The organism is Sphingopyxis sp. RIFCSPHIGHO2_12_FULL_65_19 (genome assembly GCF_001830555.1).
Classification (GTDB): domain Bacteria; phylum Pseudomonadota; class Alphaproteobacteria; order Sphingomonadales; family Sphingomonadaceae; genus Sphingopyxis.
Map to the genome: position 1 here is coordinate 60,192 of NZ_MIAM01000030.1, position 13,125 is coordinate 73,316.

A 13,125-nucleotide genomic window follows, 5' to 3' on the forward strand; every position below is an offset into this window, starting at 1 on the left:
GGACATATCAGCAATCTGAAACTGCTCGAATAGTCGGTTTCTATTCGGTTCTTATAGTTCAAGCTCCAGCGGTTTCTCAAAAATCCGCATAAAAAATACATCAAAATCAATGCATTAGTGGTGAGCCCTGCTGGGTTCGAACCAGCGACCTACTGATTAAAAGTCAGTTGCTCTACCGACTGAGCTAAGGGCCCATCCGGCGCCGGCGAAGCGGCGCGCGAAAGTGAGCCGTCGCCCTAGTGCGCCGATGCGCCCCGGTCAACTGGCTTCGGACGCGTCAGGCGCGCGGCGAGTTGGCGGACGCTGCGGCCGGTCAGCGGGTGCAGCCAGTCGGCGACGATCGTGCGCAGCGGGCCGAGCACGAACGCGCGCTGTTCGATTGCGGGATGCGGGATGGTCAGCGTGCCGTCGGACCACGCCCCGCCCGACCACAGCAGGATGTCGAGGTCCAGGGTGCGGGCACCCCAACGCTGGCCGGTGCGGCGGCCGAAGCTGGCTTCGATTGCTTGCAGCCGTTCGAGCATTTCGGGCGGGCTGAGCGGCGAGGCGACGAGCGCGACGGCGTTCGCATAGCGGCGGCGCGACGGGCCGATCGGGTCGCTGGCGATGATCGGGCTGGCGTCGACCGCCTCGATATCGTCGCTTTCGAGCGCGGCGAGCGCCGCCAGCAGCACCGCGCGCGGGTCGCCGAACCGCACATGGCGCCGATTCGACCCAAGGCCGATGGCATAAAGGGGGAGCGGCGTTGCGTTACTCATACCCTCGCGCCTATCGCAGAAGCGTGGAAATTGACAGCCCGTTGCCCGGCACCGAGCCACCGCGCGATTGTCCGCGATGCCCGCGGCTTGCCGCGCTGCGCGGCGAATGCCGGGCCGAGCATCCCGACTGGTGGAACGCGCCGGTCTATGCGTTTGGCGATCCGGGCGCCTGGCTGGCCTTTGCCGGACTGGCGCCCGGCAAACATGGTGCGAACCGGACGGGGCGGCCGTTCACCGGCGACTATGCGGGCGACCTCTTGTTCGCGACGCTTGCCGAATTCGGTTTGAGTCGGGGGCATTATGATGCCCGCGTGGACGACGGGCTGACGCTCGACGGCGCGATTATCGTCAACAGCGTCAAATGCCTGCCGCCGCAGAACAAGCCGACGCCGGCGGAAATCGCGAACTGTCGGCCCTTCTTCGAGGAGCAGATGGACGCGTTGCCAAAGCTGCGCGTCATCATCGCGCTCGGCCGGATCGCCCATGACGCGGCGCTCCGCGCCTTTGGCGAGAGGCTGGCTGCACATCCTTTCGCGCATGGTGCGGTGCATGTGCTGCCCGGCGGGCGGTACCTCGTCGATAGCTATCATTGCTCGCGCTACAACACGAACACGGGGCGACTGACGGCGGCGATGTTTGCCGATGTCTTTCGCACCGCACTGGCGTTGAACGGTCAGACGAGCGGACCGAATTCCTCGACCAGCCCGCGATAGAGCGCGCGTTTGAACGGGACGATCAGTTTTTCGATCTCCCCCAGCTCGGCCCATTTCCACGCGCGGAATTCCTGGTGCGCGGTGTGGATGTTCACGTCGCCGTCCTCGCCCATGAAGCGCATCAGGAACCAGTGCTGGCGCTGGCCGCGATATTTGCCGCCCCACATCTTTCCGATCAGATGGTCGGGCAAATCATAGAAATATTCCTCGCGGCTGCGCGCGATAATCTCGACCAGCCCGCCATGCACCCCGGTTTCCTCACCGAGTTCGCGGATCGCCGCTTCTTCGGCATCCTCGCCATCGTCGATCCCGCCCTGCGGCATCTGCCACGCTTCGCTCGTCGTATCGAGCCGTTGACCGACAAAGACGCGGCCGTCGCGATTGGCGAGCATCACGCCCGCGCAGGGGCGGTAGGGAAGTTTGCTGTGGTCGATCATGCCGCCCCGTTAGCTTCGGCGACGATCGCCTTCAATACCGTCAATGCGCCGCGGATATCTTCCCGTGCGCTCGGGATGCCCTGCGCGAGGTTGATATAGCCGTGGATCGTGCCCTTCGCCTCGCGATAGGTGGTGGGGACACCGGCCTCGACAAGCTTGGCGGCATAGGCGCGGCCCTGATCGCGCAGCGGGTCGAGGCCCGCCGTGATGAGCAGCGTCGGCGGCAGCCCCTCGGCAGGAAAATCGAGCGGCGCGGCGCGATAATCGGCGGGGTCGGCGGCATAATGATTGCCGAACCAGGTCATGCTGCCCTGCGTCAGCAAATGACCTTCGCCGAAATCGCGGTAGCTTTGCCAGTCGTCGTGGGTGGTGACCGCGGGATAGATCGGGTGGATTGCGATCACCGGCTTTGATGCGGGATTGTCTCGCAGCGTCAGCGCGGTCGCGATGGTCAGGTTGCCGCCCGCGCTTTCGCCCGACAGCACCAGGCCGGTGCAGGGAATATTGTCGGCAACCCAGCGCGTCGCGGCTTCGCAATCGATGGGGGCGGCGGGGAAGGGGTGTTCGGGCGCCAGGCGATAGTCGACCGCGATCACGGGCATGTCGAGCAGGCGCGCAGCCTCGGCGCAATAGGCATCGTGCGTGTCGAGATCGCCGATCACCCAGCCGCCGCCATGATAAAAAATCATGACCGGCCCGGCCTCGCGGTCCGGGCGATTGTCATAGAGGCGAATCCCGATATCGCCCGCCGGGCCGGGGATCGTCCGGTCCTCGACCGCGGCAATCTCACCGCGCGGGGCGTCGGCGAGCTGGCCCATCACCCGGAACATTTCGCGTGCCGCTTCGGGCGGCAGCTCCTCCATCTTGGGGCCTTCCTGGGCATTGAGGAAGGTGAGAAAGGCCGCCACATCGGGGCGCGCATGTTGGGTGGTGCTGTCGGTCATCCAGTCTCTCCCTGATCGATATTTTCGCCATGCTATTCGGCATCGGCGAGGCAAATTCAATCGCAAATCGAAACCGACCTGTCGCCCGCCCTTTGCAGCGCACAACTTTTTCTCAATTGCGGCTTGGCGCGCACGGGCCTAGGCCGATGTCACAGGTTCGCAAGATTCAAAGGCAGATACAGAAAATGGCGACAGCGGCAGTGGACCAGGCCGACCAGCGGCAGTCCCCCCTTTCGGATGCAGTGGTGGTTCGATTTGCCGGCGACAGCGGCGACGGGATGCAACTCACCGGCGGTCAATTCACCCTCTCTTCGGCGCTGGCGGGTAATGACTTTGCGACTTTCCCCGATTTCCCCGCCGAAATCCGCGCGCCGCAGGGCACATTGTTCGGCGTTTCGGCCTTCCAGATCAATTTCGGATCGTCGGCGATCGACACCGCGGGCGACGCGCCCGACGTGCTCGTCGCGATGAATCCCGCGGCGCTCAAGACCAATGTGCCGTCGCTCAAGCAGGGCGGCCTGATCATCGCCGACGAGGGCGAGTTTAACGACCGCAACCTTGCCAAGGCGAAATATGAAGCAAACCCGCTTGAGGACGGCAGCCTTGCGAAATGGCAACTGCTCAAGCTCAATATCAGCCAGCTCACCATGGACGCGGTCAAACCGTTCGGGCTCGGCAACAAGGAAGCCTTGCGCTGCAAGAATATGTGGACGCTGGGGCTTTCGCTCTGGATGTTCGACCGCGATCGCCAGCCGCTGATCGACTGGCTGAACGCGAAGTTCGCGAAAGACCCAAATCTTGCGGCGGCGAACGTGGCGGCGCTCAATGCAGGCCACGCCTATGGCGAAACGGCCGAGCTTGCCGGGCCGCTCAAGCAGCATCATGTCGATCCGGCGCCGGTTGCGCCCGGTCTGTACCGCACGCTGACCGGCGCCGAGGGCATCGCGCTCGGCCTCGTCGCGGGCGCCCAACTCGCCAAGCTGCCGATGTTCTTCGGCGGCTATCCGATCACTCCGGCTTCGGCGATCCTGCACCATCTGTCGCGGCTCAAGGAATATGACGTCACGACCTTTCAGGCCGAGGACGAAATCGCCGCTATCTGTTCGGCAATCGGCGCTAGCTATGCGGGGTCGCTTGGTGTCACCAGCTCGTCGGGCCCGGGCATTGCGCTGAAGGGCGAGGCGATGGGCCTCGCGATCATGACCGAACTGCCGCTGGTGATCGTCAATTCGCAGCGCGGTGGTCCGTCGACCGGCTTGCCGACGAAAACCGAGCAATCGGACCTGTATCAGGCAGTCTATGGCCGCAACGGCGATGCGCCGATGCCGGTGATCGCGGCGCGATCGCCGGGCGACGCGTTTGAATGCGCGATCGAGGCGGTGCGCATCGCGGTGCAATATATGACGCCGGTGATGCTGCTGACCGACGGTTACATCGCCAACGCCGCGGAACCATGGGCGGTGCCCGATCTGACGACGTACGACGCATTCCCCGTCGAATTCCTGACCGCGGTGCCGGAAGGCGGCTTCAAGCCCTATGGCCGCGACGAAAATCTCAAGCGCCCGTGGGTGAAACCGGGGACGCCGGGCCTGCTTCACCGGATCGGCGGGATCGAGAAAGAACTCGACACCGGCCACATCAACTATGCGCCCGACAACCATCAGGCGATGACCGACATCCGCAAGGACAAGATCGACGGCATCAAGGTCCCCGACCAGGTCGTCGAACTCGGCGCCGAGGGGGGCAAGCTCGCGGTCGTCGGCTGGGGCTCGACCTTTGGTCCGATCCACCAGGCGGTGCGCCGCAAGCGCGCCGAAGGCGCCGATGTCAGCCATGTCCACATCCGCCACATCTGGCCGATGCCCGCCAATCTGGGCGAGCTTTTAAAAAGCTATGACAAGGTGATCGTGCCCGAAATGAACACGGGCCAGCTCAAGACCGTGCTGCGCGACCAATATCTGGTCGATGCCAAGCCGGTGAACAAGGTGTCGGGCCAGCCCTTCACCATCGCCGAAATCGAGGCCGCCATCGAAGGAGCACTCGCGTGAACGAGATGACCACTATCGCGCGCACCACCACGCTCAAGGATTGGGAAACCGATCAGGAAGTCCGCTGGTGCCCCGGCTGCGGCGACTATGCGATCCTGAAGGCGGTGCAGCGCACCATGCCAGAAATCGGCACCGCGCCCGAAAATACCGTGTTTATCAGCGGTATCGGCTGCTCGTCGCGATTTCCCTATTATATGGAAACCTATGGCTTCCACACGATCCACGGCCGTGCGCCGGCGTTCGCGACGGGGCTGAAGCTTGCCAATCCGAACCTCGACGTGTGGATCGTCACCGGCGACGGCGACGGGCTTTCGATCGGCGGCAATCACACCATGCACCTGATCCGCCGCAATCTCGATTGCCAGATCATGCTGTTCAACAACGAGATCTATGGCCTTACAAAAGGGCAATATTCTCCGACGAGCCGCGTCGGGACGACGAGCCCCTCGACCCCTTATGGCTCGGTCGACCGTCCGGCGCAGCCCGCGGCCTTTGCGCTCGGCGCAGGCGCACGTTTCGTCGCACGCGGTTTTGATGTGTCGAAGGAGCTGCCGAACGTGTTGAAAGCCGCTCACGCGCACAAGGGCGCGGCTTTTATCGAGATTTTCCAGAACTGTATCGTCTACAATAAAGACGTATTCGAGGATTTTGCGGCACCCAAAGGCGCCGAGGATCGCCAGCTCTGGCTCAAGCAGGGCGAGCCGATGCTCTATGCCAAGGGCACCAAGGGGATCGCGCTCGACGTTGATGCTCTTAACCTCAAGACCGTCGATGTCGTGGATGGCGACTGGCAGGCCGCGGGGGTGATCGTGCATGACGTCACCAACCGCAGCGTCGCGCATATGCTCGTCGAAATGCGCTTCGGCGAATTTCCGATGGCGCTCGGCGTGCTCTACGACGATCCGCGCCCGACTTTCGAGGCCGATGTCGTCCGCCAGAACAAGGCGGCGGCCGAGGGCAAAAAGGCCGATTTGCAAGGGTTGCTGAAAAAAGGGCAGACTTGGACAGTGGCCGAGGGCGGGCCCGAACTCTGATTCTCCGCCGCCATGGATAATCTGACGCACAGCCTTGTCGGCGCGGTTCTTGGGCAGATGGGGCTTAAGACAAAGACCGGGCTTGCAATGCCGACGCTGATCATCGCGGCAAACCTGCCCGATATCGATGCGGGCTGCGCGATCTACGGCACCGAATCGCTGTCGATGCGGCGCGGGATCACGCATGGTCCGATTGCGCTGGTGCTGCTGCCGATCCTGCTGTGGGCGCTGATGATCGGGTTCGACCGCTGGCAGGAACGGCGCGGGAAACGTCCGGTCACGCGGCTCCCAATTCACAAGGGCTGGTTGCTCGCGCTCGCCTATATCGGTTGCTTCAGCCATCCGGCGCTCGATTGGCTCAACAATTATGGCATTCGGTTGCTCGAACCGTTCAGCCACCGCTGGTTCTATGGCGACAGCATTTTCATCATCGACCTGTGGATATGGATCGCGCTGGGGCTGTCGATCGGGGTGTCGCTGCGCCGCCAACGGCGCGGCACGGCGCACTGGCGGCGGCCGGCGTGGGTCGGGTTTGTGGGCATCTCTGCCTATATTTTTGTCAATGGTGCGATCACCGGCGCCGCAGAGGGCAGGGTGGCGGAAGCGCTTCGCAAGGCCGGGCACGCCGACGCGCTGGTCGTCGCGAGTCCGCCCCCGCTCGCCTTCTGGAAACGCGACGTCTTTTGGCGGACCGCCGATCGCTATGGCACTGCAAGCTTCGTTCCTGGGGGCGGCGGCGAGGTCGATACGGTGGGGATGCCGACGGCTATGGATGATCCGCGTCTGACGACCTGGGTCAAGGCCGACCCCGCGGCGCGTGCCTTTCTGTTCTGGTCGCGGATGCCCGTTGCGCAGAAGGATGGCGATGCGATCCTGCTGCGCGATCAGCGTTTCATGCATCCCTTGGCGCAGGACCGTTTCCAGGTCCGGCTGACCGCGCCCGACACCGCCAGCCGTCCCCAATAATCGGGCGCATCCGTCCCCGCATGTGACGTCATGGCGCCGCGCTGCAACCGATTGTCAGGCGCCCGACTTTGGGGCAGGAAGGGGTTATGAACACGCATGTCAGCCCGCGTCGCGGCAAGGAACTGCTCCGCGCCGACCGCGCCTATCGCGCGGGCGGGGGGCTGGCGCGGCTGATTGCGCTGGCGCCGGCAGGGCTGTTCCACCGGATGCTCGACCGCATCGATTCGGGCTTGGCGCTCGGCACGATCGAGGGGCATCTGCCTGACGGCAGCGTGCGGCTGATGGGTGGGCGCGGCAAGGGGCCGGTTGCGGTCGTGCATCTTCACAGCTGGACCGCGCTCGCCCGGCTGGCGATTTCGGGATCGGTGGGATGGTATCGCGCGTGGGATGCACGCGAATGGTCGTCGCCCGACCCGGTGCCGCTGTTCGACCTGTTCATGCGCAACGGCGAGGCGCTGGGCAACGCGGCGCGCGCGCGCGGACCGTGGCGCTGGTTGAACAAGGCGATCCACGCGTTCCACCGCAATGACCGCCGGGGCGCCAAGCGCAACATCCATGCTCACTATGATTTGGGGAATGATTTCTATCGCTTATGGCTTGACTCGGGCATGAATTATTCGAGCGCGCTGTTTACCGACCCCGGTCAGTCGCTGGAGGAGGCGCAGGCGGCGAAGGTCGACGCAATTCTTGACCGGCTCGACCTGCGTTCGGGAAGCCGTCTGCTCGAAATTGGCTGCGGTTGGGGGGCGCTCGCCGAGCGGGCGGTCGAACGTCACGACGTACTCTACACCGGGATCACCCTGTCGCCGGCACAGGCGGACGTGGCCGACGCGCGGCTGAGCGCGGTCGACCTGTCGGGGCGTTCGCGGATCGAAATCTGCGATTATCGCGATGCGCAGGGTCCCTATGACGCGATTGCAAGTGTGGAGATGGTCGAAGCGGTGGGCGAGGCCTATTGGCCCGCCTATCTCGACGCAATCAGCCGATTGCTCCGCCCCGGAGGCAAGGCGGCGATCCAGTATATTATGATCAACGATGCGCTGTTTGAACGCTATGCCGCGAGCAGCGATTTCATCCAGGCCTATATCTTTCCCGGCGGCTGCCTGATTTCGGAAAGCCGTTTTCGTGCGCTCGCCGAGGCACGCGGGTTGGCGTGGCGCGATGTGCAGCGGTTCGGCGGCGATTATGCGGAAACGCTGCGTCAGTGGCGCGAACGCTTTGATGCGGTGGTCACCGCTGACCAACTGCCGTCGGGATTCGACGACCGATTTATCCGGCTGTGGCGTTATTATCTGCAATATTGCGAAGGCGGCTTTCGCGGCGGCGGCATCGACGTCGCGCAAGTTACGCTGGAAAAGACAGCCTGAAAACAGGGGAGAGACACATGCGACGATATTTGGCAGCGGCGTCCCTATGGGCCGCCGTCGCGGCTTGCAGCGCGCCCGCGACCACAAAGACCACCGACACGATGCCAAAGGATATGAATGTGCTGTTCTGGACCCAGGATCAACGCGATGCCGCCTTTCGCACGATTGAAACGATGCCAAAGGTCGTGTTCAACACGGTCGAAGCGGGCGATGCCGTTTATCCGTTGCCGCAAGGCGCGCCTCTCGATCTGGGCGTCGACGTCGATGCCCATATGGCGAAACAGCGTAATGCGGGCTTGATCATTGTGCAAGACGGCAAGGTCAGGCTCGAAAAATATGCGCTGGGCTATGGCGCCGCAGGGCGTTGGACCAGCTTTTCGGTCGCGAAAAGCTTCACCTCCACGCTGGTGGGGGCTGCGGTAAAGGACGGCTATATCAAAAGCCTCGATGACAAGGTGACGGTCTATATCCCCGGTCTCAGGGGTTCGGCTTATGACGATGTGTCGGTGCGGCAGCTGCTGACGATGACGTCGGGGGTCAAATGGAACGAGGATTATACCGATCCGAAATCCGACGTCGCCCTGTTCAACCTGCAAAAGCCGGTGGCCGGGGAAGACGTGACTGTCAGCTATATGAAAACCTTATCACGCGATGTTCCTGCTGGATCGAAGTGGCTCTACAGCACCGGCGAAACGAATCTGATCGGGGTTCTGGTGTCCAGCGCGACGGGAAAAACGCTGTCGACCTATCTGTCGGAAAAGATCTGGAAGCCGTTCGGAATGGAACAGGACGCGGTCTGGATGCTCGGTGCCACCGGGCATGAAATCAGCGGTTGCTGCATATCGGCCAGCCTGAAGGACTATGCCCGGTTGGGGCAGTTCGTGCTGGACGGCGGCATCGCGGGCGGCGTCAAGGTGGTCCCGGACGACTGGTTCGCCTCCGCGACCGTCAAACAGGCTGACATTGGGGTGCCCGGCCGTGGCTATGGCTATCAATGGTGGACGAACGACGACGGCAGCTTCGCCGCACAGGGCATTTTCGGACAGGGCATCTTCATCGACCCCAAACGCAAGCTGGTGATCGCGTCGAACGGAAACTGGCCGACCGCAACCGATCCCGAAGGTGTCGGCGCGGCGCGCGAGGCTTTTTACAAGCGCGTGCAGGCTGCGGTGGACAAGGAAGCCGCCAACTAAGCTTCGTCACCCCCGGCGAAGGCCGGGGTTCTCTGGCTGGGGTCTCTCCGTCGAGATCCCGGCCTCCGCCGGGATAACAAAATCAGATTAGTCGGTGACGACGCTCGCTGCGCGCTGGGCCATCCACACCGCTGCGATCGGGACGGCGACGCCCAGCACCATGATCCACCATGTGTCGGAAAAATCGACCGCGGTATAAAGGGCGGCGCCGATCACCGCACCGGTGACCACCCAGCCGGCGCCCGTCCCGGCAGAAATCCGCATCGCGAGCCAGCTCCCCGCAAAAGTGCCGATGAACCAGCCGACGACCAGGGCGATCGTCGATCCGATCGGGATCAGTATTTCACCCGTTGTCGTATCATATTCGGAGGGCGAGATTTCGCTGCCTGCATATTGGGCGATCCAGATCAGCCCGAATGCGACGACGATGCCGATCACTGCGGCGATTGCCGCCCGCAAAATATCCCTGGTCATTCCCGCGCCCTCGCAAACCCTGTTATGCGAGCGTCTTAGCGCAGGAAAGCAAGGATGGCTTCAAGCTTTTTCCATGACCTTTGGCAGCGCGTGGAAGGCGGTGCTGTCGAAACCGTCGACCATCATCCGGGCGACAAATTCGCCGACGTCGGCCGGGTTCTTGATGCTTTGCGGATCTTCGCCCGGATAGGCGCGCGCGCGCATCTGGGTGCGGGTGCCACCGGGGTCGAGGATCGCGGTGCGCACGGTCGATATATTGCGCATTTCGGCGCCATAGCTGGTAACGAGCGTTTCAAACGCCGCCTTCGATGCCGCATAGGCGCCCCAATAAGCGCGCGGTTCGCGCGCGACGCTGCTCGACAGCGCGATCAGGCGGCCGTTGGCAGCGCGGCGTAGCAGCGGGTCGAAATTGGCGATCAGCGCCTGCTGCGCGATCAGGTTCAGTGTCAGCAGCTTGTTGAATTCCTTGCCGTCGATCGCGGCAACCGGCGTCAGCGTGCCGAGCATCGCGGCGTTGAGCACGAGCATGTCGAGTTGCTGCCAGCGTTCGGCCATCGCGCTCGCCAGGCGGGCGATGCTGTCGCCGTCGGTCAGGTCGAGCGGCGCGATCGTTGCGCTGCCGCCTGCGGCGTGGATGCGATCCTCCAACTCTTCGAGCCCGCCCGCGGTCCGTGCGGTGATGACGACATGCGCGCCGCGCGCCGCCAGCGATTCGGCAATCGCCTCGCCGATGCCGCGGCTGGCCCCGGTGACGAGCGCGACCTGGCCCGCCAATTCTTCAGACTTGATGGTCATGGTATCAAACAACCCGTTCGGCAAGCAGGGAAAATTGATCTTCCAATCCATGCTCGTCAAAATCGGTCAGCGTGGTCGGATAGTCGCCGGTAAAGCAGGCGTCGCAATATTTCGGCGCGTCGTCGGCGCGTTTCGTTTCGCCCAGTGCGCGATACAGGCCGTCGATCGAGATGAAGGACAGGCTGTCGGCGTTGATGAAATTCGCCATCTGGCCGATGCTCATCTGTGCCGCGAGCAGTTTCGCGCGCTCGGGCGTGTCGACGCCATAGAAGCAGCTGTGCTGGGTCGGCGGGCTGGCGATGCGCATATGGACTTCGGTCGCACCGGCGTCGCGCATCATCTGCACGATCTTGAGGCTGGTCGTGCCGCGCACGATCGAATCGTCGATCAGCACGATCCGCTTGCCCGCGATCAGCGCGCGGTTGGCGTTGTGCTTCAGCTTGACGCCGAGGTGGCGGACCTTGTCGCCCGGCTGGATGAAGGTGCGCCCGACATAGTGCGAGCGGATGATGCCGAGTTCAAACGGAATGCCCGATTCCTGGGCATAGCCGATCGCCGCAGGCGTTCCCGAGTCGGGGACGGGAATAACAAGGTCGGCTTCAACCGGATTCTCGCGTGCCAGTTCGGCGCCGATCGCCTTGCGAACCGAATAAACGCTCGTCCCGTCGACAATCGAATCGGGGCGCGAGAAATAGACATATTCAAAAATGCACGGCCGTGCGGGGTGATCGGCGAAGGGGCGGTGCGAGGTCAGCTGGCCGTCGCGGATGATGACAAGCTCGCCCGGTTCGACCGACCGGACGAATTCGGCGCCAACGACGTCGAGCGCAACCGTTTCCGATGCTAGGATGTGCGCATCGCCCAGTTTTCCGATCACGAGCGGCCGGATGCCGAGCGGGTCGCGGCACCCGATCATCCCCTCTGCAGTGAGGCAGATCAGCGAATAGGCACCTTCGACCTGCTTCAACGCATCGATGAAGCGGTCGAGCAGCGAACGATAGTTCGACGTGGCGACAAGGTGAATGATGACCTCTGTGTCGCTGGTCGACTGAAAGATCGAGCCGCGGCGGACGAGCACTTTCTTGAGCGCCGCCGCGTTGGAGATATTGCCATTATGCGCGACGGCGAAACCACCCGTCGACAGGTCGGCAAACAGCGGCTGGACGTTCCGCAATGCCGTTTCGCCTGTCGTCGAATAGCGGACGTGCCCGACCGACGACCCGCCTTGCAACTGGCGCATGATGTCGTCGCGGTCGAAATTGCCCGCGACATGGCCCATCGCACGGTGGGTGTGAAACTCCTTGCCGTCGAAGGCGGTGATGCCGGCGGCTTCCTGTCCGCGATGTTGCAGGGCGTGAAGCCCCAGCGCAACGACTGCGGCGGCGCTATCGGCGCCGTGAATACCAAATACGCCGCACTCCTCGCGGAGTTTGTCGTCGTCAAAAGGGTGGGTCGTCAGCATGTCGTTCCAGGGGCAGGGGGGCTGTGACTGGGGCGCATATAGGGACGGTGATCGCAATTGTCGCCCCCCTAATCACGCATTTGTAACACTGGGCCGTGCGGACGGGGTGGCCGCGGCGTCTATCCTGCTCTAAAGCGCGGTTTATGGATGATCAGCGCGACACGACCGACCGATTTCTTCCGCGTTTCGACGCCGCCGGACTGGTGACGGCAATCGTCACCGATGCAGAGACGCATAAATTGCTGATGGTGGCTCATATGAACGCCGAAGCGATCGAGCGGACGCGCGCGACGGGGCAGGCGCATTTCTGGTCACGATCGAGGGCCGCGCTGTGGCGCAAAGGCGAGACGTCGGGCAACGAACTGACGATCGTCGAAATGCGCGTCGATTGCGATCAGGACGCATTGCTGCTGCGCGTGACGCCCGTCGGCCCCGCCTGTCACACCGGGCGCCGATCCTGTTTTTATCGCCGTGTCGAGGGTGACGACAGCCTGACCTTTCTGGCAGACGATGCACAAGGTTAGCGCGCTGCTCGCGTTTGCCGCGGCGTTGCTGTCGGGATGCGACCGGGCCGCGCCGAACGGCGGCATTGGGGGCGACGCCGACAATCCGCTTGAGGCAGCGGCGCGCGAACGCGGGGTCGTGCGGTCCGAAGCCGCGACGCCGGTCGGGGTGTTTGAACGCACGCACGATCTGGGCCGCGACGCCATGTGCGTGGTTCCCGACGGCGCAGGACGATGGCGCTTTGCCGTCACGGCGGCGTTCGGCGCCAGCCTGTCCTGCACCGCAACGGGGACGATGACGCGGGACGATAATGGCGGCTGGAGGATGCGCTTCGCGGGCGCCGATGGCTGCGAAGCGATCGTGCGCGAAGAGGATGACGAGCTTCGTCTGCCCGGACGCCTGCCGCCGCAATGCGAACGCCTGTGCCCCA

14 protein-coding genes and 1 tRNA gene are annotated in these 13,125 nt (G+C 63.6%); 8 read left to right on the top strand and 7 right to left on the bottom strand.

Features of this window, described 5'->3' with window-relative positions:
• Window positions 1-118: 118 nt before the first annotated feature.
• Both A3E77_RS09865 and folK read right to left on the bottom strand, forming a co-directional pair.
• Window positions 119-194 (bottom strand) — tRNA-Lys (locus A3E77_RS09865).
• Between the two features lie 42 nt (window positions 195-236).
• Window positions 237-758: a 2-amino-4-hydroxy-6-hydroxymethyldihydropteridine diphosphokinase gene (gene folK, locus A3E77_RS09870; RefSeq protein WP_293645436.1), complete on the bottom strand. Its 522-nt coding sequence runs from the start codon at window positions 756-758 to the stop codon at window positions 237-239.
• Window positions 759-781: 23 nt separating this feature from the next.
• On the opposite strand from folK, the gene A3E77_RS09875 reads away from it, so the two are divergent.
• On the top strand, window positions 782-1,471 hold the full coding sequence (locus tag A3E77_RS09875; protein ID WP_293645438.1) for a uracil-DNA glycosylase: 690 nt from the start codon (window positions 782-784) through the stop codon (window positions 1,469-1,471).
• Here the strand turns inward: A3E77_RS09875 and A3E77_RS09880 are convergent.
• Together A3E77_RS09880 and A3E77_RS09885 are read right to left on the bottom strand one after the other, a co-directional pair.
• The gene (locus A3E77_RS09880; RefSeq protein WP_293645440.1) at window positions 1,432-1,908 is read right to left on the bottom strand and encodes an RNA pyrophosphohydrolase; all 477 of its coding nucleotides are present in this window, start codon (window positions 1,906-1,908) and stop codon (window positions 1,432-1,434) included. The two genes, A3E77_RS09875 and A3E77_RS09880, sit on opposite strands and share 40 nt — an antisense overlap.
• Window positions 1,905-2,852, bottom strand: coding sequence for an alpha/beta hydrolase (locus A3E77_RS09885; protein ID WP_293645442.1), 948 nt, complete (start codon window positions 2,850-2,852; stop codon window positions 1,905-1,907). The genes A3E77_RS09880 and A3E77_RS09885 overlap by 4 nt, the downstream gene beginning before the upstream one ends.
• A 185-nt stretch (window positions 2,853-3,037) precedes the next feature.
• On the opposite strand from A3E77_RS09885, the gene A3E77_RS09890 reads away from it, so the two are divergent.
• The 5 genes from A3E77_RS09890 (at window position 3,038) to A3E77_RS09910 (ending at window position 9,460) form a co-directional block, all read left to right on the top strand.
• Window positions 3,038-4,900, top strand: coding sequence for a 2-oxoacid:acceptor oxidoreductase subunit alpha (locus A3E77_RS09890; RefSeq protein ID WP_293645444.1), 1,863 nt, complete (start codon window positions 3,038-3,040; stop codon window positions 4,898-4,900).
• Window positions 4,897-5,934, top strand: a complete 1,038-nt coding sequence (locus A3E77_RS09895; RefSeq protein ID WP_293645446.1) for a 2-oxoacid:ferredoxin oxidoreductase subunit beta — start codon at window positions 4,897-4,899, stop codon at window positions 5,932-5,934. The genes A3E77_RS09890 and A3E77_RS09895 overlap by 4 nt, the downstream gene beginning before the upstream one ends.
• Before the next feature lie 12 nt (window positions 5,935-5,946).
• Window positions 5,947-6,900, top strand: coding sequence for a metal-dependent hydrolase (locus tag A3E77_RS09900; RefSeq protein WP_293645448.1), 954 nt, complete (start codon window positions 5,947-5,949; stop codon window positions 6,898-6,900).
• A gap of 86 nt (window positions 6,901-6,986) precedes the next feature.
• The gene (locus A3E77_RS09905; RefSeq protein ID WP_293645450.1) at window positions 6,987-8,267 is read left to right on the top strand and encodes an SAM-dependent methyltransferase; all 1,281 of its coding nucleotides are present in this window, start codon (window positions 6,987-6,989) and stop codon (window positions 8,265-8,267) included.
• A 101-nt stretch (window positions 8,268-8,368) separates the two neighbouring features.
• Window positions 8,369-9,460 carry a serine hydrolase domain-containing protein gene (locus A3E77_RS09910; RefSeq protein ID WP_293645452.1) on the top strand — a complete coding sequence of 364 codons (1,092 nt, stop codon included), beginning with the start codon at window positions 8,369-8,371 and terminating at the stop codon, window positions 9,458-9,460.
• A gap of 87 nt (window positions 9,461-9,547) precedes the next feature.
• Here A3E77_RS09910 and A3E77_RS09915 read toward each other — a convergent pair whose 3' ends face one another.
• Genes A3E77_RS09915 through purF form a run of 3 tightly spaced genes read right to left on the bottom strand, consistent with a single transcriptional unit; the run spans window position 9,548 to window position 12,191 of the window.
• Window positions 9,548-9,934 (bottom strand): hypothetical protein, encoded by a 387-nt coding sequence (locus A3E77_RS09915; protein ID WP_293645454.1) that lies wholly within the window; start codon window positions 9,932-9,934, stop codon window positions 9,548-9,550.
• Window positions 9,935-9,994: 60 nt separating this feature from the next.
• A complete protein-coding gene (locus A3E77_RS09920; protein ID WP_293645456.1) occupies window positions 9,995-10,729 on the bottom strand; it encodes an SDR family NAD(P)-dependent oxidoreductase in 735 nt (244 codons plus the stop codon).
• A 4-nt stretch (window positions 10,730-10,733) separates the two neighbouring features.
• The gene (purF, locus tag A3E77_RS09925; protein WP_293645458.1) at window positions 10,734-12,191 is read right to left on the bottom strand and encodes an amidophosphoribosyltransferase; all 1,458 of its coding nucleotides are present in this window, start codon (window positions 12,189-12,191) and stop codon (window positions 10,734-10,736) included.
• 143 nt (window positions 12,192-12,334) lie between these two features.
• Between purF and hisI the strand changes: the two genes are divergently transcribed.
• Both hisI and A3E77_RS09935 read left to right on the top strand, forming a co-directional pair.
• The gene (gene hisI / locus A3E77_RS09930) at window positions 12,335-12,715 is read left to right on the top strand and encodes a phosphoribosyl-AMP cyclohydrolase (protein WP_293645460.1); all 381 of its coding nucleotides are present in this window, start codon (window positions 12,335-12,337) and stop codon (window positions 12,713-12,715) included.
• The coding region (locus tag A3E77_RS09935) for a hypothetical protein (RefSeq protein ID WP_293645462.1) at window positions 12,702-13,125 on the top strand (424 nt) is incomplete at its 3' end. The genes hisI and A3E77_RS09935, both read left to right, overlap by 14 nt.

What these genes read in the sequence shown, in the direction of transcription:
- folK (WP_293645436.1), bottom strand. Translation starts at nt 758, where the DNA reads ATGAGTAACGCAACGCCGCTCCCCCTTTATGCCATCGGCCTTGGGTCG.
- A3E77_RS09880 (WP_293645440.1), bottom strand. Translation starts at nt 1,908, where the DNA reads ATGATCGACCACAGCAAACTTCCCTACCGCCCCTGCGCGGGCGTGATG.
- A3E77_RS09885 (WP_293645442.1), bottom strand. Translation starts at nt 2,852, where the DNA reads ATGACCGACAGCACCACCCAACATGCGCGCCCCGATGTGGCGGCCTTT.
- A3E77_RS09890 (WP_293645444.1), top strand. Translation starts at nt 3,038, where the DNA reads ATGGCGACAGCGGCAGTGGACCAGGCCGACCAGCGGCAGTCCCCCCTT.
- A3E77_RS09900 (WP_293645448.1), top strand. Translation starts at nt 5,947, where the DNA reads ATGGATAATCTGACGCACAGCCTTGTCGGCGCGGTTCTTGGGCAGATG.
- A3E77_RS09905 (WP_293645450.1), top strand. Translation starts at nt 6,987, where the DNA reads ATGAACACGCATGTCAGCCCGCGTCGCGGCAAGGAACTGCTCCGCGCC.
- A3E77_RS09910 (WP_293645452.1), top strand. Translation starts at nt 8,369, where the DNA reads ATGCCAAAGGATATGAATGTGCTGTTCTGGACCCAGGATCAACGCGAT.
- A3E77_RS09915 (WP_293645454.1), bottom strand. Translation starts at nt 9,934, where the DNA reads ATGACCAGGGATATTTTGCGGGCGGCAATCGCCGCAGTGATCGGCATC.
- A3E77_RS09920 (WP_293645456.1), bottom strand. Translation starts at nt 10,729, where the DNA reads ATGACCATCAAGTCTGAAGAATTGGCGGGCCAGGTCGCGCTCGTCACC.
- purF (WP_293645458.1), bottom strand. Translation starts at nt 12,191, where the DNA reads ATGCTGACGACCCACCCTTTTGACGACGACAAACTCCGCGAGGAGTGC.
- hisI (WP_293645460.1), top strand. Translation starts at nt 12,335, where the DNA reads ATGGATGATCAGCGCGACACGACCGACCGATTTCTTCCGCGTTTCGAC.